Origin of the sequence: Hyphomicrobium sp. (assembly GCF_036833075.1) — a bacterium.
Taxonomy (GTDB): domain Bacteria; phylum Pseudomonadota; class Alphaproteobacteria; order Rhizobiales; family Hyphomicrobiaceae; genus Hyphomicrobium_C.
In genome coordinates this window covers 44,777-63,543 of record NZ_DAITQL010000019.1, presented here as the reverse complement: position 1 = coordinate 63,543, position 18,767 = coordinate 44,777, and the positions used below count along the sequence as shown (strand labels likewise).

General features: G+C 65.6%; 21 protein-coding genes. 10 read left to right on the top strand and 11 right to left on the bottom strand.

Going from position 1 to position 18,767, the window contains the following annotated elements:
• The 3 genes from V7082_RS08120 to V7082_RS08110 all read right to left on the bottom strand — a co-directional run.
• A partial coding sequence (locus V7082_RS08120) for a transglutaminase-like cysteine peptidase (protein WP_334147508.1) occupies positions 1 to 593 on the bottom strand: 593 nt, incomplete at its 3' end.
• A 135-nt stretch (positions 594 to 728) separates the two neighbouring features.
• On the bottom strand, positions 729 to 1,358 hold the full coding sequence (locus V7082_RS08115; RefSeq protein WP_334147506.1) for a PilZ domain-containing protein: 630 nt from the start codon (positions 1,356 to 1,358) through the stop codon (positions 729 to 731).
• Between the two features lie 256 nt (positions 1,359 to 1,614).
• Complete coding sequence (locus V7082_RS08110; RefSeq protein WP_334147504.1) at positions 1,615 to 2,283, bottom strand: PAS domain-containing protein; 669 nt, start codon at positions 2,281 to 2,283, stop codon at positions 1,615 to 1,617.
• A 282-nt stretch (positions 2,284 to 2,565) separates the two neighbouring features.
• Between V7082_RS08110 and V7082_RS08105 the strand changes: the two genes are divergently transcribed.
• On the top strand, positions 2,566 to 3,306 hold the full coding sequence (locus tag V7082_RS08105; protein WP_334147502.1) for a rhomboid family intramembrane serine protease: 741 nt from the start codon (positions 2,566 to 2,568) through the stop codon (positions 3,304 to 3,306).
• A 175-nt stretch (positions 3,307 to 3,481) separates the two neighbouring features.
• Positions 3,482 to 3,913 carry a CBS domain-containing protein gene (locus tag V7082_RS08100; RefSeq protein ID WP_334147500.1) on the top strand — a complete coding sequence of 144 codons (432 nt, stop codon included), beginning with the start codon at positions 3,482 to 3,484 and terminating at the stop codon, positions 3,911 to 3,913.
• Between the two features lie 74 nt (positions 3,914 to 3,987).
• Here V7082_RS08100 and V7082_RS08095 read toward each other — a convergent pair whose 3' ends face one another.
• Positions 3,988 to 4,962: a patatin-like phospholipase family protein gene (locus V7082_RS08095; RefSeq protein ID WP_334147498.1), complete on the bottom strand. Its 975-nt coding sequence runs from the start codon at positions 4,960 to 4,962 to the stop codon at positions 3,988 to 3,990.
• Between the two features lie 211 nt (positions 4,963 to 5,173).
• Entirely contained in the window at positions 5,174 to 5,599 is a 426-nt protein-coding gene (gene hisI, locus V7082_RS08090; protein WP_334147496.1) for a phosphoribosyl-AMP cyclohydrolase, read from the bottom strand.
• Positions 5,600 to 5,698: 99 nt separating this feature from the next.
• On the opposite strand from hisI, the gene V7082_RS08085 reads away from it, so the two are divergent.
• The 3 genes from V7082_RS08085 (at position 5,699) to V7082_RS08075 (ending at position 6,868) form a co-directional block, all read left to right on the top strand.
• Positions 5,699 to 6,181: an iron-sulfur cluster assembly scaffold protein gene (locus V7082_RS08085; protein ID WP_334147494.1), complete on the top strand. Its 483-nt coding sequence runs from the start codon at positions 5,699 to 5,701 to the stop codon at positions 6,179 to 6,181.
• Positions 6,182 to 6,202: 21 nt separating this feature from the next.
• On the top strand, positions 6,203 to 6,505 hold the full coding sequence (yidD, locus tag V7082_RS08080) for a membrane protein insertion efficiency factor YidD (protein WP_334147492.1): 303 nt from the start codon (positions 6,203 to 6,205) through the stop codon (positions 6,503 to 6,505).
• 87 nt (positions 6,506 to 6,592) lie between these two features.
• Positions 6,593 to 6,868 carry a hypothetical protein gene (locus V7082_RS08075; protein WP_334147490.1) on the top strand — a complete coding sequence of 92 codons (276 nt, stop codon included), beginning with the start codon at positions 6,593 to 6,595 and terminating at the stop codon, positions 6,866 to 6,868.
• Between the two features lie 10 nt (positions 6,869 to 6,878).
• Here the strand turns inward: V7082_RS08075 and V7082_RS08070 are convergent, their stop codons facing one another.
• Entirely contained in the window at positions 6,879 to 7,871 is a 993-nt protein-coding gene (locus V7082_RS08070; protein ID WP_334147488.1) for an Lpg1974 family pore-forming outer membrane protein, read from the bottom strand.
• 178 nt (positions 7,872 to 8,049) lie between these two features.
• On the opposite strand from V7082_RS08070, the gene thrS reads away from it, so the two are divergent.
• From thrS to V7082_RS08055, 3 genes are all read left to right on the top strand, one after another.
• Positions 8,050 to 10,020, top strand: a complete 1,971-nt coding sequence (thrS, locus tag V7082_RS08065; protein ID WP_334147486.1) for a threonine--tRNA ligase — start codon at positions 8,050 to 8,052, stop codon at positions 10,018 to 10,020.
• Positions 10,004 to 10,396 carry a GcrA family cell cycle regulator gene (locus V7082_RS08060; RefSeq protein WP_334147484.1) on the top strand — a complete coding sequence of 131 codons (393 nt, stop codon included), beginning with the start codon at positions 10,004 to 10,006 and terminating at the stop codon, positions 10,394 to 10,396. The genes thrS and V7082_RS08060 overlap by 17 nt, the downstream gene beginning before the upstream one ends.
• Positions 10,397 to 10,503: 107 nt before the next feature.
• A complete protein-coding gene (locus V7082_RS08055; RefSeq protein ID WP_334147482.1) occupies positions 10,504 to 10,848 on the top strand; it encodes a DUF6481 family protein in 345 nt (114 codons plus the stop codon).
• 243 nt (positions 10,849 to 11,091) lie between these two features.
• Here the strand turns inward: V7082_RS08055 and V7082_RS08050 are convergent, their stop codons facing one another.
• Complete coding sequence (locus V7082_RS08050; RefSeq protein WP_334147480.1) at positions 11,092 to 11,490, bottom strand: HIG1 domain-containing protein; 399 nt, start codon at positions 11,488 to 11,490, stop codon at positions 11,092 to 11,094.
• A gap of 247 nt (positions 11,491 to 11,737) precedes the next feature.
• Between V7082_RS08050 and V7082_RS08045 the strand changes: the two genes are divergently transcribed.
• A complete protein-coding gene (locus V7082_RS08045) occupies positions 11,738 to 12,025 on the top strand; it encodes a hypothetical protein (RefSeq protein WP_334147479.1) in 288 nt (95 codons plus the stop codon).
• Between the two features lie 56 nt (positions 12,026 to 12,081).
• On the opposite strand, the gene V7082_RS08040 is transcribed toward V7082_RS08045, so the two are convergent.
• Together V7082_RS08040 and V7082_RS08035 are read right to left on the bottom strand one after the other, a co-directional pair.
• Complete coding sequence (locus tag V7082_RS08040; RefSeq protein WP_334147478.1) at positions 12,082 to 12,507, bottom strand: hypothetical protein; 426 nt, start codon at positions 12,505 to 12,507, stop codon at positions 12,082 to 12,084.
• Entirely contained in the window at positions 12,504 to 12,959 is a 456-nt protein-coding gene (locus V7082_RS08035; RefSeq protein WP_334147476.1) for a hypothetical protein, read from the bottom strand. The genes V7082_RS08040 and V7082_RS08035 overlap by 4 nt, the downstream gene beginning before the upstream one ends.
• Positions 12,960 to 13,159: 200 nt before the next feature.
• Between V7082_RS08035 and V7082_RS08030 the strand changes: the two genes are divergently transcribed.
• On the top strand, positions 13,160 to 14,449 hold the full coding sequence (locus V7082_RS08030; RefSeq protein WP_334147474.1) for an NAD(P)/FAD-dependent oxidoreductase: 1,290 nt from the start codon (positions 13,160 to 13,162) through the stop codon (positions 14,447 to 14,449).
• A 33-nt stretch (positions 14,450 to 14,482) separates the two neighbouring features.
• Here V7082_RS08030 and rpoD read toward each other — a convergent pair whose 3' ends face one another.
• Together rpoD and dnaG are read right to left on the bottom strand one after the other, a co-directional pair.
• Positions 14,483 to 16,465 (bottom strand): RNA polymerase sigma factor RpoD, encoded by a 1,983-nt coding sequence (gene rpoD, locus V7082_RS08025; RefSeq protein ID WP_334147472.1) that lies wholly within the window; start codon positions 16,463 to 16,465, stop codon positions 14,483 to 14,485.
• A 276-nt stretch (positions 16,466 to 16,741) separates the two neighbouring features.
• Entirely contained in the window at positions 16,742 to 18,757 is a 2,016-nt protein-coding gene (gene dnaG, locus V7082_RS08020; protein ID WP_334147470.1) for a DNA primase, read from the bottom strand.
• Positions 18,758 to 18,767: the final 10 nt, after the last annotated feature.

Sequence of the window (18,767 nt, the reverse complement as noted above, 5' to 3'; positions counted from 1 at the left end):
TCGAGCGAAACCCACACGCGCGGATCGAGATAGGATTGGCGCATGATGAAGTAGTAGCCGGAGGCGTTCCAAAGCCGGACGTCGTCGACCTTGTTGTCGAGCACGAAATCGCCCTGCGCCGTGCGCGCCGTCAGCACCGCGTGCCCTTCGCCCTTCTCGTCGCGCACGACGGTGAGCAGGAGCGAGCTCTTCGGCCAGCCGCGCGTGATCAGCATCTTCTGCTTGAGCAGAGCATAGTCCTCGCAATCGCCCCGGTCGGTAGGATACGTCCAGAACTCGCTGACGCCGTAGATCTCCTGATCGGTCGCCGGCCGGATCGCGTGGTTGACCCAGCGGTTCACCTCGTCGAGCTCCGACAGGCGCTCCGGCGTCGGCCGGAAGCGAACGTCCTCGATGAGCTGGGGCGCGCAATCCGTCGGGTGGCTATCGCAGAAGCGCACGAACCCGTAGGGCGGCTGAGAAGGGCCGAAAACCCGCATGAAGGAGGATTTGCTCGTGATTACCGCGCGGGAGACCGAGTGATCCGCCATGGCACTCGTCGGTCCTGCGATCGCGGCCAGGGCGCCGGTAATGCACACTACGAGACGCTTCATACTCACTACCCCTACCAACCCTCTTACGCAGACCACGATAGACGGGAAATGTCGTGGTCCTCTGAAGTACGCGCCCAGAAATCGAGCAAAATTTGAGCTAATCTGGTCTTTCCCACGGGACATCTCACCCACCCGTCAGCCGAAATACCGCCGCAATGCCTCGGGATCGGGGATGTCGAGGAATTGAACGCCAATTCCCCTGTCGTGGTAGCGCATGACCTTGCAGCGCAGCTTTCCGAACATCACCATGTCGCCGATCTGAGGCCGCGCCTCCGTGCCGATCGAGGCGCCCGACAGCGAGACATCGAGCACGCTGCAGTCGGCGGTCGTTCCGTCGGCGAGCTTCAGGGTTGACGTTTTGTTCGGGACGGCGATCCGCGTGTGGCGGCGCCCGAAGGATGCCCCGAGGCTCTCCTTGTTGACGAGCCAGGTGATCAGGGCTGCGAGCTTCTCCCGCTTGTGCTGGCTCGCCCGGAGCTTGATGGCGAAGCCGCCGTCAAACACGCGCGCGACATCGCCCTCGATTCCGCCGATCTCGTCGAGGTAGACGACGACGCGCTCGCCGATCTCGACCTCCACGGGCGCCATCAAGGCGGCGCCGCCGGCGGAGATATCGTTGAGCCTGCAAGGATATTCTTGCTTGTTGGCACGCATGAAGCGCCCGAGGAGGGGCAGCGGGAACCGCTTGTGGCGCCGCCTGTCGGGGACGATCCGCGCGTCGAGCCGGAGCGAGGGTTTAACGGTTCTGGCTTGACTGTGCGACATGAACGAAACCCGCGTAATCTAAGCAACAACCTCCGCGGCCGCACTGCGATCCTACAACCGCTGACAGCCATGGGAGTCCCATATTGAGACAGCAGACTTAAAGAACGACTAACCGGAGCTTCGAACCTGCACGGAGCAGTCCTCCGTGCCGGGTGGGCGGAAACGACGGCGCCGGGCGACCGGATCGCATCGAGGGGACAACGCCGAGGATGCGGGAAGCGGTTCCTGGCGAAGCGCGAAAGCCCCGTCTGCCGCCTCAGGTGCTTTGCCCGCCTTCGTAGACGCGGAACTGGCGGTGGCCCTGGCGGACGATACGGGCCGTGCGGACGTGCGGATGAAGGGGAAGCTGGCGGTCTTCGGCGGAGGCGCTCCTTTCGGCGAACCGGGTCGTGTCGGCGGGCATCCCGCTGCCCGGTGATACGGTTTCCGCTGCGACCAGCCGCAGGCGCCGGATGGAGCCGCCCGGCGAGGCGTCCTGGGGGTCGAACTCAACGAGATGGCAGAGCAGGCGGTCGATGGTCTCGCCCGAATGGACGAGCGGAAGGACGATCATCTCGAATGTGGAGGACTGGCCGCGCGCGCGCCATTGGCCCCGATCGTCGAGGCGCTCGGCTTCGGCCGTGAACACGCCGACACGGCCCAGGTCGGCGATGGCGACCATGTGGTGGCTGAGCAAGGCCCTGTCGCCATCCCCCCAGCACGACAGGAAGCTTTGGGATTTAAGCTCCAACCCGAGGCGGGCGGCGACGCGTGTGCCTGCTAGGCGGGAGCGGAAGGTCGCCCCGTCCGTCCGCTCGAGGATGAAGGTGTCGAGCAGGAGATCGGCAATGCGGGCAGGCTGGATGTCGAGGCGGCGGGGCGCGGTGCGGTTGCCTCTCAGCTCATTCCAATAAGTGTAAAGCACCTGCGTGGCGGGATGTCTCATTTCGGTCCTGCTTTGGCACCGCCTGGGGGCCTCGGCGCCGCAGGGGGGATGCGGTACCTGGCTTCCCAAAGCGGCTGCTCCGAGAAATCGGGCTCGATGGGTGTCGGAATGAGCCTCTGCGGGCCTATGGAGCAGGTTCCATGCCATTCGAAGGTTGTCCTGCGTGCGTTGACGTATGAAAGCCGGCCCTCGGGCCTTGCGGCTCGGGCCTTTCGCGGCAATCGTCATGCCGGTAAAGCGATGGCGGACAGGACGTTCCGCTCGCCAGAACAGGAGACCCCCGTGATCCCCACGGCACCCTACGAAGAGCCGATCTTCAATGTTCCCCGCGTCGTCGTCGCCGTTCTTGCCGCCTTGGTGCTTGTGCATGTCGGGCGCGGGTTTCTGTCCGCGGACGATGACCTGTGGCTGGTCCTCGCCGCGGCGTTCATCCCGGGCCGCTACGGTCCGGCGGGGTTGGAGCTGCCCGGGGGCGAGGGGGCGCTGTTCACCTCGCCCTTTACGCACATGCTGATGCACGGCGACTGGGTTCACCTCGGTTTCAACGCCGCCTGGCTGCTCGCCTTCGGCGGTGCGATAGCCGAGCGCACCGGGCCGCTGCGGTTCCTCGCGTTCTTCACCCTCTGCGGCCTCGGCGGCGCGTTCGCGTTCTACCTCGCCAACACCGGGTTGATGCAGCCTATGATCGGTGCGTCCGGCGCCATCTCGGGCCTCATGGGCGCCGTCATGAGATTTCTGTTTCCGGCCATGGATTCAGGGGGCTTTCGCCGTCTCAGGGACGCGCCCCGCACAGTACGGCTCATGACGCTCGGAGAAGCGCTGACCGACCGGCGCATCCTCGTTGCCAGTGCAATTCTTATTCTCCTAAATGTGATGACGATCGTCGGATTTGGCGTTGCACAAAACGGGGCGGGGATTGCGTGGGAAGCCCATATCGGAGGTTATCTGGTAGGGATTTTTACTTATGGCCTCTTCGATAATGCCTCGCGTTCCGAAGATGATCCGCAACCAAAATTCAATTGAAACCCTTGCGCGCCAAGCGTGTTTGCATCACCATCAGAAGTCGAAGTCCGCAAGGCTTCGGTCAAGCATCAAGCAATGGCGCTCGCTCAGGTCGAAGCGGTACGTGAGAAAGGCGGGAGCGTAATTTCCCCGCCGGTGACGGACGCGACGGAGGTGCGAGCGGGAGGACACATTCATGAACGTCGCATCGATACTGAAGTCGAAAGGAAGGGCGGTTACCACCTTAAGGCCGAACGCAACGTTGCTCGACGTCACGAAGAAACTCGGACCCAAAAAGATTGGTGCTGTGGTCGTCGTGGGTGAGAACGGTCAAGTGGCCGGCATTATATCCGAGCGCGATATCATTCGCGCGATTTCGGAGCATGGCGCTTCGGCGCTCGGTATGACGGTTTCCGAGGTGATGACCCGCTCGGTCGTCGCCTGTCACGAAACCAGTCAAATCGACGAGCTCATGGAAATAATGACGAACGGACGTTTTCGTCACCTTCCCGTCATCGAAGATGACGGGTTGGTCGGCATCGTTTCGATCGGCGATATCGTGAAACACCGCGTCGCCGAGGTTCAGATGGAAGTCTCTGCCATGCGCAATTATCTTGCGACCGGCTGAGAGAATCCGCCCTATATTGAAAAAAGAAACGGCGCGCTTTCTCTAAAGCGCGCCGTTTTTTTTGCGTATGACGCTCAGACGACTGTCATCTGGCGGCTGCCGCTCGCCTCGTGACGCGTGTCGAGCTCGCGCATCAGGTCCTCGATCTCCCGCTTTGCCGCCGTTTCCCCGCGGGCGATCAGCTCGTCCGCGCGATGGAAATCGAAAAGACCGAAGCCGTGCAGGCGCGGGCTGATCATGGCATCGGGCGGATCGCCCGCGAGCCTCGAGCGCGCGATCCGGTCCTGTACGATGTTGAAGGCGTCGACCATCACGGTCGAGATACCGGGCACGTCCTCGCCGCGGCCGAGAAGCTGGCGCTGCAGAAGCTGGCGGACGCCCATGCCGTTCTTGGCTGTTACGGGTGGCGCTTCCTCCAGCTCCTGGTCGGACCCCGGCATCGGGCTGATATAGGAAATCGTGCCGCGGTTGGAGATGTCGATGTTGAGGTTGACCGCGATCACGTAGCGCGCGCCGAGCGCACGGCACACCGAGACCGGAATGGGATTGACGAGCGCGCCGTCGAACAGCCACCGTCCTTCGACCTTGACCGGCCGGAACACGCCCGGCAGCGCGTAGGACGCGCGCACCGCATCGACGACGTTGCCCCGCGACAGCCAGACCTCGTGGCCTGTGCCGATCTCGGTCGCGACCGCCGTAAGCCGCCGCGGCATGTCCTCGAACGTCATATTGCCGAGCTGCTTGCGCAGCCGCTCGCCGAGGCGATGGCCCGTGATCAGACCAGTGCCCGAAAGATTGAAGTCCAGGTAGCCGAGCACCCGGCGGCGCGTCAGCTCGCGCGCAAACTCCTCGAGCGCATCGAGCTGCCCCGCGATCTCACAGGCTCCGACGACGGCGCCGATCGACGTTCCGGCAATGATGTCGGGCCGGATGCCCGCCGCGTTGAGCGCGCGCAGGACGCCGATGTGTGCCCATCCCCGGGCCGCGCCCCCGCCGAGCGCGAGGCCGACCTTAATCTTGCCTGCACCGGAACTGGCTGCTGTGGCCATGGCAGACTCCACTCTCCGGCCCCCGACCGATGCCGTGGGCCGGTCTTCTATCCCTTGATCGTTACTTGGAGATTAGCAGAATCCGATTAAAGCCCTCCTACCAAGGATGTGCTGTAGTTTGAGAAAACGTTGCTGCGGTGCAGTCAGAGAACAACGCCCGCACGGCGGAAACGTTTCACAATCCTTGGCCGCGGGGCCGGGCGACGCCCGGTCAGGGATCGTCCCGCTCGAGCCGGATCGGATGGCCGGCGCCGAGGGAAAGGGTGCGGTAGAAGCAGGAGACCGCGCCGGTGTGGCAGGCGACCCCGGCGCCGGCGACGGAGACGCGAAGCCAGATCGCATCCTGGTCGCAGTCGACGCGCGCTTCCCGGATCGCGAGCGTATTGCCGCTTTCCTCGCCTTTGCGCCAGAGGCGGGCCCGTGACCGGCTCCAGAAGTGGGCGATGCCGGTTTTGAGCGAGAGGCTGAGCGCCTCGGCGTTCATCCAGGCGAACATCAGCACCGTACCCGTATCGGCGTCCGTGACGATAGCGGCGATGAGCCCGTCCTTGTCGAACTTGGGCTGGAATACCTGGCCCTGCTCGATGTCGGCGATGGTGCCGCGGGCCGGAAAGGGAGAGGGTGCGCGATCGGTCATGACGGGCTCTGGGACGATGCAACTCGAATGGTCGTGCAAGACGCCTTATATAGAAGCGATTGCAGGCGGCCGGAAGCGGCGGAGGGATATCTGAAATCCATGGCGGACCTGGACGACATCTACAACGAGAGGATTTTCGAGCTGGCGGCGGCCGTTCCGCATGCCGTCCGCCTCGAGCACCCGCAGGCGACGGCGCGCGCTCACTCCAAGCTCTGCGGCTCGACCGTCGAGGTCGAGATCGGGATGGACGGCGACCGGATCTCGGATTTCGGCCAGACGGTGAAGGCCTGCCTTCTGGGTCAGGCGTCCGCCGCCATCGTCGGGCGCGAGATCGTGGGCACGCCGGCCGACGAGTTCCGCACCGTCGCCGCCACCATGCGCCGCATGCTGAAGGAAGGTGGCCCGCGTCCGGAGGGCCGCTGGGCTGATCTCGGTCTGCTTGAGCCGGTGAAGGACTATCCCCATCGCCATGCATCGACGCTTCTCGTCTTCGATGCCGTCGAGCGCGCCCTCGACCAGGTGCAGGGCGGGGCGAAAGAGCGTGGGCCGGCTGCGGCGCCGGACGCCGCGGGATGCGTGTGATCCCGGAGGTATGAGGCACCCATGGGGTGGATCGAGAGCATCGTCAAAGCGCCTATCCATGCCTACCGCTGGACGCTGAAGCCTCTGATCGGGCTCGAATGCCGCCATCTCCCAACCTGTTCGGAGTATGCGCTCGAGGCGATCGACAAGAACGGCGCCTGGCGCGGACTATGGCTGACGCTGGCGCGGCTGTTGCGATGCCACCCGTGGGGCAGCGCCGGCTACGATCCGCCTCCCGACATCCGGTGCGAGCGCCACCCGTTCGCGCCGTGGCGGTACGGCCGTTGGCGGTTGCGGTCGGCGCCGACGGATCCGGCCGCGTGACTGTTCCGCCCGGAACAGCCCGGACCGGCCGCGCCATGCAGGATCGACATCGAACGCTCATCTTCGAACAAGGAGAGATGTGTGACGATGACGGAACCTGCCCCTGCCGGACGATCTCCGGTCGTGCGTTTCATCCGACGCACGGCGGCCGCGCTCGTTCTCGGCCTCGTGTTTTTCGCGATCCTCTGGATGACGGTCTTCAACGCGGTGACGTCCGCGCTCGTCGCTTCGGGTGGCGCTGTCGTCCTTGTCGCCGGCGCGAGCGCGTCCGAAACGTTCCTGTCGATTTTCGAGGCTGTAGCCGAGGTCATCCTCGGCTTCATCGGCGCCATCGCCGAATTCTTCTCGTCGCTCTTCGACTGATCCGCCGCGGTCAGTTGCCCGTTCCCGCGAGCGGCATGGCAAACCGCACGAAGGGGCCGTGTGCGATGATATCGTCGCGCGTGTCGCCGATGGCGGGAAGGCCGAGCGCCCGGAACGGCTCCGACACGCGCTGGTCGGTGTCGAGCGCGCCGATGAGCGCATCGGCGCGATAGCCGACGGTCAGCGTGCCTGCGTCGAGCGCAAAGGCCAGACCGGCCTCGCCGTCGAGAGCCGCCGCGACGCGTGTGTCCTCGTCCTTGAACGTGCCCTGCGGTGCGAGCGGGTCGATCGAGGCGCTCTCGAACTCCGACCGGCCGATCAAGGCGGCCACGGATGCGCCACCGACGAGGCGAACGGCCGCTCCGAGCGGGACGGCGCCGCGGACCCCGATCTTCGGCCCCGCGCCCTGGAATGTGCTCGAGAGCCGGAGCAGCCGCGGGGCGCACGAGCAGGTATCGACGATGGCGGTCTCGCGGTTGATCGCGGCATAGGTGACGCCGCCGAAGATCTGTCCGCGCGCGCCCATGAATGCGACGTCGCTCGCGATTTCCAGATCGACGCGGGACATATCGGATCGGACCTCCGTGCGCGCCTCCGCAAGGCCGACGAGAAAGCCGCCCGGGAGAAGAGGATCTGCGGCGGCAAACGCGATCACGCCGTCCGAGATCGGGTCGCCGCTCCGGTCGGCTTCGAGGCGGCGGTAGCGCACCGTGCCGCTCCAGCCGTTGCGCCAGCCATAACCAATCGCGATCGCGCCGCCCCAACCGTTGCCGTCGTCGAGCTTGAGGGTGCGCAACGCGCCGAGGCCGAGATCGGGAATGAGGCCGGCTTCGAAATCGGAGGCGCCAAAGACCCTTTGCCCCTCGACCTCGATGGTGAGGCCGGGCAGCGGCGAGGCCGTCTCTGCGCCGCCGGGGGTGGGGCTCGCGAGCATCGCGACCCCGAGCGCAAGCCATCGCCAGCCCGGTGCAAAATGCGAAATGCGACGGCGATCGAAAGCCATGGTGCCCTCTCAGCCGCCAGGAGTTGCGGAGTCGAGATTTGAGTCAAGGCAGCCAACGGATTTTCCGAATGGATGCGGCCTGTTTCCCACGGCCTTCGCTTGACTTTATGCGGAACTCGCCCGATTTAAGCGGCTGTCTTACGCGGATCGGTATGCCGCGAGTGAGAGGAGAGACGCTATGTCGGACGCCCAATCCGAAGTCACGATCACGTTCCCGGACGGCAAGAGCCGCAAGGTCGCCGCGGGAACCACGGGCCTCGAGATCGCCAAGTCGATCTCCCCGTCCCTCGCCAAGCGCACGGTGGCCATGAGCCTGGACGGCGCGCTGGCTGACCTCGCCGACCCCGTCACGAAGGATGTGTCCATCAAGTTCGTATCCCGCACGGACCCGGAGGCGCTCGAGCTGATCCGGCACGACGCCGCGCACGTGATGGCGGAAGCGGTGCAGTCGCTCTGGCCCGGCACGCAGGTCACGATCGGTCCCGTGATCGAGAACGGCTTCTTCTACGACTTCGCAAAACAGCAGCCGTTCGAGCCCGAGGACATTCCGCGCATCGAGAAGAAGATGGCGGAGATCATCCAGAAGAACGCGCCGTTCACGAAGGAGGTCTGGAGCCGCGACAAGACGAAGGCGTTCTTCCGCGACAAGGGCGAGACGTTCAAGATCGAGCTGGTCGACGCCATTCCCCCCGACCAGGACGTGAAGATCTACAAGCAGGGCGAATGGCTTGACCTCTGCCGCGGCCCGCACATGACATCGACGGGCCAGGTCGGCCGCGCGTTCAAGCTGATGAAGTTCGCGGGCGCCTACTGGCGGGGCGACGCCAACAACCCACAGCTGCAGCGCATCTACGGCACGGCCTTCGCGACGGAGGAGGAGCTCAAGGCGTACCTGTACCGCCTGGAGGAGGCCGAGAAGCGCGACCACCGCAAGCTCGGCCGCGAGATGGATCTGTTCCATTTCCAGGAGGAGGCGCCGGGCTCCGTCTTCTGGCATCCGAAGGGCTGGACGCTGTTCCTGACGCTGATCGGCTACATGCGCCGTCGCCTCGACCGCGAGGGCTATCAGGAAGTCAACACGCCCGACATGATGGAGAAGCATTTCTGGGAGCTCTCCGGCCACTGGGAGAACTACGGCGAGAACATGTTCACGACCACGCTCCCCGATGAGCGCGTGTTCTGCTGCAAGCCCATGAACTGCCCGGGCCACGTGCAGATCTTCAAGCATGGCCTGAAGAGCTACCGCGACCTGCCCCTCAAGATCGCCGAGTTCGGCAAGGTGCACCGCTACGAGCCGTCGGGTGCGCTGCACGGCATGCTGCGCGTTCGCCACTTCACGCAGGACGACGCGCACATCTTCATCACCGAAGATCAGATCATGGAGGAATGCCTCAAGATCAACGATCTGATGCTGGCGATCTACAAGGACTTCGGCTTCGAGGACATCTTCATCAAGCTCTCGACGCGGCCCGAAAAGCGCGTCGGTTCGGATGACCTGTGGGACAAGGCCGAGAAGGCGCTGGGCGATGTGCTCGACGAGGTGAAGCGCCGCTCGAACGGCCGCATCAAGACGGCGCTGCAGCCGGGCGAGGGCGCGTTCTACGGCCCCAAGCTCGAATATGTGTTGAAGGATGCCATCGGCCGCGAGTGGCAGTGCGGCACGACGCAGGTGGACTTCAACCTCGCGGGCCGCCTCGGCGCCTTCTACATCGACGAGCATTCGCAAAAGAAGACGCCGGTGATGATCCACCGGGCCATGTTCGGCTCGCTCGAGCGCTTCACGGGCATCCTGATCGAGAACTACGCCGGCCACTTCCCGCTCTGGCTCGCGCCGTTGCAGATCGTCGTCGCGCCCATCGTCTCGGATGCGAACAGCTATGCGCTCGAAGTCGTCGAGAAGGCGAAGGCGGCGGGCCTGCGTGTCGAGAGCGATCTCAGGAACGAGAAGATCAACCTCAAGGTCCGCGAGCATTCGTTGGCCAAGGTGCCGGTCATCTTGGTGGTCGGAAAACGCGAGGCCGAGGAGAAGAAGGTCTCGATCCGCCGCTTGGGTTCGCAGGACCAGTCGGTGCTCTCGCTCGACCAAGCGTTAGCCTCGCTCAGCGCCGAAGCCACCCCTCCGGATCAGGTCTATGAACGGCCTAAATAAGAGAGAAGCGGAAGACTGCTCATTCCACCGCATCGATCACCGAACATGCGCAGACAACCCCCCAAAAAAGGAGTGTTCAAGCGCCGCACGACAAATGCAAGCGGCTGTGTTACAAGACGGGATGAAAGTCACCCCCAGCCTGCCGGCGCCTCTGCGCGTCGATCCCCCTTCGAACATCCCGCACAAGCAAAGAAAGACAGTCGAAACGCTCCTCGCGGACGACTGCCGCTGGCCGTTCGGCGACCCGCTGTCGCCCGACTTCCACTTTTGCGGCCACCGCAAGAAGGACGGCAGCCCCTATTGCAACACCCATATGCGGCAGGCATTTCAGACCGCCAAGCCGCGCGCGGTCTTTTATCGGCCGCACGCCGCCTAGCGGCCATCGGATCACGAACGGAGTGCGGCTTCGGTCTCGTGGTCGAGCGTGTGCTTGCGCGCTTTGCGGCGCGTTCTAATTGTCAAATCGTCAAACAACGGACCGACATGAAATATTTCAACGACAAGTTCTTCGGTGAGCGTCTCCAGACGGCATCGGAGGCGCGGCTGGCCATGCTTCGGCGCGCCCAAAAGCCTTCCGCCGATGACCCTAAGGTGCTCCAGCGCACGGCCGAGCGCCACGCCATGGTCGCCGCGCGCGAAGCCCGCAAAGAGGCGAAGGCACGAGCAGCAGCCGAACAGGCCGCTCGCGAGGAGACGGAAAAGGCGGAGCAGGCAGCCCTCGTCGCGCGCAAGGCACGTGAAGAAGCCGACCTCGCGGTCGCCGCGCAAGCCGACCAGAAGGCCCTTCGCGACGCGCGCTACGCCGCGCGAAAGAAGCGCAAGGCTTAAAGGGGCTTCCCGTCTGGCCGTCCTCCACGTTGGAGAACGTCTCTCTGGCGGGGCGGCTGGTCGGCTGGAATCCGGGGCCAAGCCCCCATGGCGAAGGGTCAGGGGCTCGGAGAATGCGGCGGCTGCGAGTCCGGCTACGGTGTCAAGCTTGGCGTCGACGAGGTCGCGTGGATCAACGTGCAGCCAGCGAGAGCGCCACAGCCCTCGGGCTGATCGTCGGAGCTAACGCCGACGCAGGCGTTGCTATGTCGCGAAATGCGCCAGCATCAGCATGATCACGCAGAGGAGCGCGAACTGTACGGCGACGCGAAGGCGCATGAAAGTCTGGCTGCCATCCGTGGTGGGTCCCGAAACCGCATTCCAAAGGCCGAGCACCACGCCGACGACCAGGCAGGCGAACAGCCCGAGGATCGCGAGGGCGGCGACCGCGTGCATGAGATGGAACGGGCTTTCGTGAGCGGCGCCGGCAATCCACGCCTGCAAATCGTCGAAACCGTAATAGACCGCGATCGCGGTAAAGGCGGCGATAACTCCGGTCATGCCGAAGGCGAGGACATAACGGACGTTGTGTCCAGTGACTCCGCTGCGGGCCTCCTCGTCAGTGAGGGAGACGATATGATGGGCTTCATCGTATGTGGCCATGACATGGGCTCCTTCTCGTAGGGCTCCAATGATCAGGCACGGATCGGTCCGAGATCGTTTGCCGATCCGGGCGAGCCAAGGATTCTCCTTGGCTTTTATTTTAGCACTGCCGGCCGCTGCTGGACGGTCTTCCGCATCACAGTTTCGCGACTGCCTTAACCTCGAATTAGCCCTGCCGCCTAACCCAATCTTAGGCGGGACGGCCGACAGTCGCCCGGGCGCGCGAAGTGCCCGCAGGAGAAATGAAATGTCGATCCTCAAATCCTCGGTCGCTGCAACGGCTGCAGCCGCCATGGTCGTCGTATCGCTCGGCATGCCGAGCGTTGCGTATGCCAAGAAGGGCAAACATCACGGTCATAGCCATCATCACCATCACCACAAGAAGCACCGTGGGTATGGCGTCGGCGCTGCGGTGGGTGCGGCGGCCATTATCGGAACGGCGGCCTACTACGACTGCAAGAAGTGGAAGACCCGCTACAAGAACACGGGCAATCCCTATTATCTCGACCGCTACTACGCCTGCAAATCCTGGTAAGCTACGGGTACGTGCGTAGCGCGCCTCAGCGCCCGCTTTCGGGATGACCTGGGTCGTCAGTCCTCCGGGAACTGCGGCGCGTCCGATGGTGCCTCGATGATGCGCGACTGGTCGCGCGCAACCTCGAACGAGCTGCCCGAGTCGATCAGATAGACCTCGATGAAACGCGCCGCCGAGAGCGCGTCCGCGTTGGTCCACAGCGTGCCGCCGATCGGTACGCGGTCGCCTGCGCGGCTGCACGAGACGGCGAAGTCGATCGTGTCGCCGACGGACAGCACGCCCGGCGTGTCGCGGAAGACGCGCACGACCTCGCCCGTGACGAGACAACTGCTCGGGGTCAGCTCCGGGATCGCCACGTCGGCGATGGCCACCTGCACATGGAGCGGCGCGTCCGCGCGCGCTTTCTGATAGACGGCGGGCGGCATCGCGGCATGCGCCGCGGTCACGCAGAGGCCGATGATGGCAACGAGGAACGGCCTCATATCCAGTCCCGCCAGCTTTTCCGCGGCGAGGTTCGCAGGAGCGCTGTCGTGAGTGCCAGCGCAGCGACGTAGGCAACGGTCACGATCAGTGTGTTGACGAACTCGATCCAGGCGTGCCCTACGGAGAGCGCGTGCAGAGAGGGATCGGTCGCGGCATAGACGATGCCGATCTCTCCCCCGGCGCTGTAGCGCGTTGCGGCATCGTCGGAGATGTGGGCCGCGCCGCTGATGAGCGCTGGACCCGGCACGTCGAGCTTGTAGACGAGCGTTCGGCCGCCTTCGGGATAGCCGATGTAGGACGCCGGCTCGATGCTTTGCACGATAGCGGTTCCCGGAGTTCCGAATTCGACAATGTGCCGGTAGAGCGAGAAGTCCCGGCCGAGCTCGCCGAATATGGCGATGAGCACGAACGGTGCCGAGAGCAGGATGAGCGAGAGCTTTGCGTCCGTCATGCCCGTGGTCCCGAGATAGCAGGCCAACCAATTGCATCATACGATGCGTCGCTCGCCCCGACGAGGCCGGCGGGATTTCGTGCACAACTTCGCGTTGGGGAGGCCGGGCAGGGCGAGGAGGACGTTGGTCCTGCCCTCCACCCAAGCGTAACGCGTGGGCACGATTGCTCTTTGCCTGGCCGCGCTTTATTCGGAGGCGAATGCATCCGCGCTCGTCCGGCAGGCTCACCTTGCAACACCGATCCAACATCACGATCCCCGTCGTCGGAGGGGGGCCCGCCGGGCTCATGGCGGCGGAAACGCTCGCGCGCGGAGGGGCCCGGGTGACGCTCTACGAACGTATGCCTCGTCTCGCGCGCAAGCTCCTCCTGGCCGGCCGCGGCGGCCTCAACCTAACGCACAGCGAGCCGCTCGAGACGTTCCTGACCCGGTATCGCGACGCCGCCCCGCGGCTCAGGGCGGCCATCGAGGCGTTCCCACCGGACGCGCTCCGCGCCTGGTGCGAGGACCTGGGCCAGGAGACGTTCGTCGGCACGAGCGGCCGCGTCTTTCCACGCGCCATGAAGACGTCGCCGCTCTTGCGGGCGTGGCTCAAGCGGTTGGGACGTCTCGGCGTCGAGATGCATCTCCGTCACCGCTGGCTCGGCTGGGACGGGGAAGGGCGGCTAGTGTTCGAGACCGACGACGGGCGCTGCGCCGTCGAGGCCTGTTCGGCGGTGCTGGCGCTTGGCGGCGCGAGCTGGCCGCGCCTCGGCTCGGACGGGAGCTGGGTGGCGCCGATGGCCGGCGCAGGGATCGAGGTCGTGCCGCTTGAGGCCGCGAACTGCGCCGTTCGCGTGTCCTGGAGCGAGGTGTTCCGCGCCCGCTTCGCCGGCCAGCCTTTGAAACGTATCGCGCTGACGCTCGGCACGGAGACCGTGCGGGGCGAGGCGATGATTTCGCGGGACGGCCTCGAAGGCGGCGCGGTTTATGCGCTCACTGCGCCGATCCGCAAGGAGCTGGCCGCGCAGGGCACGGCGGAGCTTCGCGTCGATCTGCGTCCCGATGCGTCCGAGGAGGCGCTTGCCGCCCGCCTCGCGAAACCTCGCGGCAAGCAATCGCTCGCCACGTATCTGCGCAAGGCGCTGAGCCTTGACGGGGCGGCCGTCGGCCTCCTGCAGGAGGCGGCGTACGCTAAGGGTGCACCGCTTTCGGTCCTGGAGACCGGCGCGCTCACCCGTCTCATCAAGGCCGTGCCGGTCCGTGTCACGGGGCTTGCTTCGATCGAGCGGGCCATCTCGACGGCCGGTGGCGTCTCCCTCGACGCGATCGACGAGACTTTCATGCTGCGGGCCCGGCCCGGCACGTTCGTCGCCGGCGAGATGCTCGACTGGGAAGCGCCGACCGGCGGATATCTCCTGCAAGCCTGTTTTGCAACCGGTCGCGCGGCCGCGGAAGGCGCACTTGCGTATCAGGCCCGCGGCGATGCCGCGGGCGTTGTTCCGACTTAGAGCGCGCTTGCTTTTATTTGAATCGCGCTCAGCTCAATTGTCGAGGAAGCTCCGGAGCTTCCGGCTCCGGCTCGGGTGCTTGAGCTTGCGCAGCGCCTTGGCTTCGATCTGGCGGATGCGCTCGCGCGTCACAGAGAACTGCTGGCCGACTTCTTCCAGCGTGTGGTCCGTGTTCATGCCGATGCCGAAACGCATGCGGAGCACGCGCTCCTCGCGCGGCGTCAGCGACGCCAGCACCCGCGTCGTCGTCTCGCGCAGGTTGGCCGCGATCGCCGCCTGATCGGGCAGCACCGCGTTCCGGTCCTCGATGAAGTCGCCGAGGTGGCTATCCTCCTCGTCGCCGATTGGCGTCTCGAGCGAGATCGGCTCCTTGGCGATCTTCAGCACCTTGCGCACCTTCTCGAGCGGCATGGCGAGCTTTTCGGCCAGCTCCTCCGGGGTCGGCTCGCGGCCGATCTCGTGCAGCATCTGGCGCGTCGTGCGCACGATCTTGTTGATCGTCTCGATCATGTGCACGGGGATGCGGATCGTGCGCGCCTGGTCGGCGATCGAGCGCGTGATGGCCTGACGGATCCACCACGTGGCGTAGGTCGAGAACTTGTAGCCGCGGCGGTACTCGAACTTGTCGACCGCCTTCATGAGGCCGATGTTGCCCTCCTGGATGAGGTCCAGGAACTGCAGGCCGCGGTTCGTGTACTTCTTGGCGATCGAGATCACGAGGCGGAGGTTGGCCTCCACCATCTCCTTCTTCGCCTGGCGCGCCTCGCGCTCGCCCTTCTGGACGGCCTTGACGATGCGGCGGTACTCGGTGATCTCGAGGCCCGTCTCCGTCGCGAGCTCGTGGATGTTGCCACGGATCTGCGCGATCGCGGGACGCTCGTTCTTGATGAGGTTGCCCCACTTCTTGCCGTTCTCGGCCATGCGGTCGAGCCAGGTCTGGTCCAGCTCGTTGCCGAAGTACTCGTCGATGAACTGCTGGCGCGGCACGCCGTAGCTGTCGGCGAGCCGCATCAGGCGTCCTTCGAGACCGACGAGGCGCCGGTTGATCGAGTAGAGTTGCTCGACGAGGCTTTCGATGCGCGCGTTGTTGAGCGAGAGGCTCTTCACGTCGGCGATGATCTCCTCGCGGAGCTTGTCATAGGCCTTCTGCTGCTGGCGCGAGCCGCTCTCGCCCGCCACCTGCTGCTCGAGCTTCTTGTCCTGCTGCTTCCTGAGCTTCTTGTAGGTGTTGGCGATGTTGTCGAAGGTCTCGAGCACCTTCGGCTTGAGCTCGGCCTCCATGGCCGCGAGCGACAGCGCGTTCTCGAACTCGTCGTCGTCGTCGCTTTCGCCCTGCGCCGCCGCGGCGCCGTCCGCGCCGTTGCCGGCGGTTTCCTCGTCCGCGCCGTCGCCCGCCATGGCCGGCGGGGCCTTGGCCTCGGGACCCTCATAGGTCGCTTCGAGGTCGATGATGTCGCGCAGCAGGATCTTGCCGTCGTTGAGCTCGTCGCGCCAGATGATGATGGCCTGGAAGGTGAGGGGGCTCTCGCAGAGGCCCGCGATCATCGCCTCGCGGCCCGCCTCGATGCGCTTGGCGATGGCGATCTCGCCCTCGCGCGAAAGCAGCTCGACCGAGCCCATCTCGCGCAGGTACATGCGCACGGGATCGTCGGTGCGCTCGGACGGCTCCGCGCGGGTCTCGGAGCGCACGGGCAGGCCCGGGGCGACGAGCGAACGGTTGTCCTCCTCGTCGGCGTCGGGGGCCGCCGCGTCGGCGCCTTCCTCGCCCTCCTCGGTCTCGACGACGTTGATGCCCATGTCGGAGAGCATCGCCATCGTGTCCTCGATCTGGTCGGGAGATACTTCCTCCGACGGCAGCACGGAATTGAGCTCGTCGAGCGTGACGTAGCCGCGTGCCTTCGCCGTCTTGAGCAGGCGCTTCACCGCCTGGTCGGAGAGATCGAGGAGGGGGCTGTCGCGCTCGGCGGCGTCGGCGGTCGCGGTATCCTGCTCTTCGTTCTTTGCAGCGTTTGCCATGTTGTTCCAACCGTCGCAAAAGGATGTGAGGGCACGTCCGGCGCGCCCCGCTCAATTCAGAATGAAGCGCCGCAAGCCTTCAGGCTGCGGAGAGTTCCAGGCGTGAGGATCGCTGCCTTTCCTGCGCGTCCGCACACGCCATTGCCGAGGTGCGCGCCGAGAGGCTCAGCGCCGATCGCATGCCGTGCAGCGAAGCGTCCGCCCCTCTTCGGGTCGGAACTCCGCCTGTGACTGGCCGAGCAGGTCGCAAATCCGAACGTGGCGATCCCCCTATCGTCAAGATGCGTGACCCAGCTCAGCGGCCGTATCCAATGAACCGGCGCCGCTTACGAGCTCGAGCTGCCGCTTGAGATCGCAGATGCGTGCGAACGACGCCTCGCTGCGATCCTCGTGCCAAGCCTGCTCAGCCGCTTCCAGCGATCGCTGAAGTCCCACGTGCCGATCATGCATCGCGAGGGCGTGGCGCCAGCCATCCTCCACCTCGGTGCGCCCGGCCTGGGGCTCAGCAAATCGATCGCATTTGTGCGAAACGGCCCGCTCGACAAGGGTCAAGACCTTGCCGACGCTCGATTTGTTCAAGTGGGTTCGAAGGGTTTCCGTGTCAAGTAAATTGTTGACGGCCTGGGCCGAAAGGATCGCGTCCCGTAGCCCGGAAAGCGCAGTCGAGGTAAACGGCAGCGCCGCGATGGCCTCGGCCTGCTCCTCGACCAGCCAGGGATGGTTCAGCATCGCCTTGAGCAGCAGGGCCTCCCGGTAGGGCGGCATGCCGCCGTCCGCGGCCACGAGGGCGCTTTTTCTGAGGCTGGGGCTGGCGTTGACCCGCTCCGTGCCCTGGCCGAGGGTCGCCGGAAAGCTGCGATATCCCGCGCCCCGCCGCGCCGCCTGGGGCGCGCCGCCAAGTCGGCCGCCGCGCCCCTGCCAGGGGGCTGCTCCGCCCCAGGGCGCCCTTGCGCCGCCGGGCTGAAGCCCCGCCCCTCCTGTGCCGGCGGGCCCCCGTGCCGTTCCCCAGGCCGCGGCCAGCCGCTCCCCCAGGGCCTGGCGGTAGTGAGCCCGCACGCTCTCGTCCGCGATGCGGCCGATCAGGCCCTTCAGGGTCTTTTCGAGGCCCGCCCGCCGCTCGGGTGTCGACCAGTCGCCCTGGCCCCATTCGCGCTCGAACAGCACGTCGATCAACGGCCGGGCCCGGCCGAGGCAGGCGTCGCGCGCGGCCGGCCCCTGCTGGCGCACGAGGTCGTCGGGATCGAGCCCGTCCGGCAGGAACGCGAACATCAGGCTGGCGCCAGGTTTCAGGTGCGGCAGCGCCGTATCGACGGCCCGGAACGCGGCCCGCTTGCCCGCGCTGTCGCCGTCGAAGCAGAGGATCGGCTCGGCCGACATGCGCCACAGGATCTGGAGCTGGTCTTCCGTGAGCGCCGTGCCGAGCGGCGCCACCGTCTCCGTGAAGCCTGCCTCCGAAAGCGAGATCGCGTCCATGTAGCCTTCGACGGCGATCACGCGGTCCTTGTCGTGTGCGGCGAGGCGGGCGCGGTGCACGTTGAACAGCAGATGGCCCTTGTGGAAGAGCGGCGTTTCCGGCGAGTTCAGATACTTTGCTATATGCCCGGCTCCGCCGGGGGCGTTCTGCCCGGAATCGAGCGCGCGCCCGCCGAAGGCGACGATGCGGCCCTTGGCATCGACGATCGGGAACATCACGCGGTGGCGGAAGCGGTCGTATGCGACGGGGATATCGTCGCCGGCGATCAGCATGCCGGAGAGCGTCATCTCCTCGAGCGTGTATCCTGCCTTCGCCAAGTGCTCCTTGAGCGCCGAGCGCGAGTTCGGCGCATAACCGATGCGGAACGTGGCCAGCGTCTCACGCGTCAAGCCGCGCTTGTCGATATAACGGCGCGCGTCCCCGCCGGCGGGGCCGGCGAGCGACGCCTCGAAGAACTTCGCGGAGTCCTCCATCAGCGCCAGCAATCGCACGCGCTGGTCCTCGCGGGCTTCGTCGCGCGCATCGGGCTTCGGCAGCGCCACGCCTGCCTCCTGAGCCAGCCGCTCGACGGCCTCCGGGAAGGTCAATCCCTCAGTCGCCATCACGAACTTGAAGATGTCGCCGTGCTCGCCGGAGGCGAAGCAATGGTAGAAGCCCTTCTGGTCGTTGACGAAGAACGAGGGCGTCTTCTCGACCTTGAACGGCGACAGCCCGGCGTACTCGCGCCCCTTGCGCTTGAGCGCGACCTTGCGCCCCACGACCTGGCTCACCGGAAGCCGGGCGCGGATCTCGTCCAGGAGATGGGGCGAAAATCGCATGGGTCTTGAG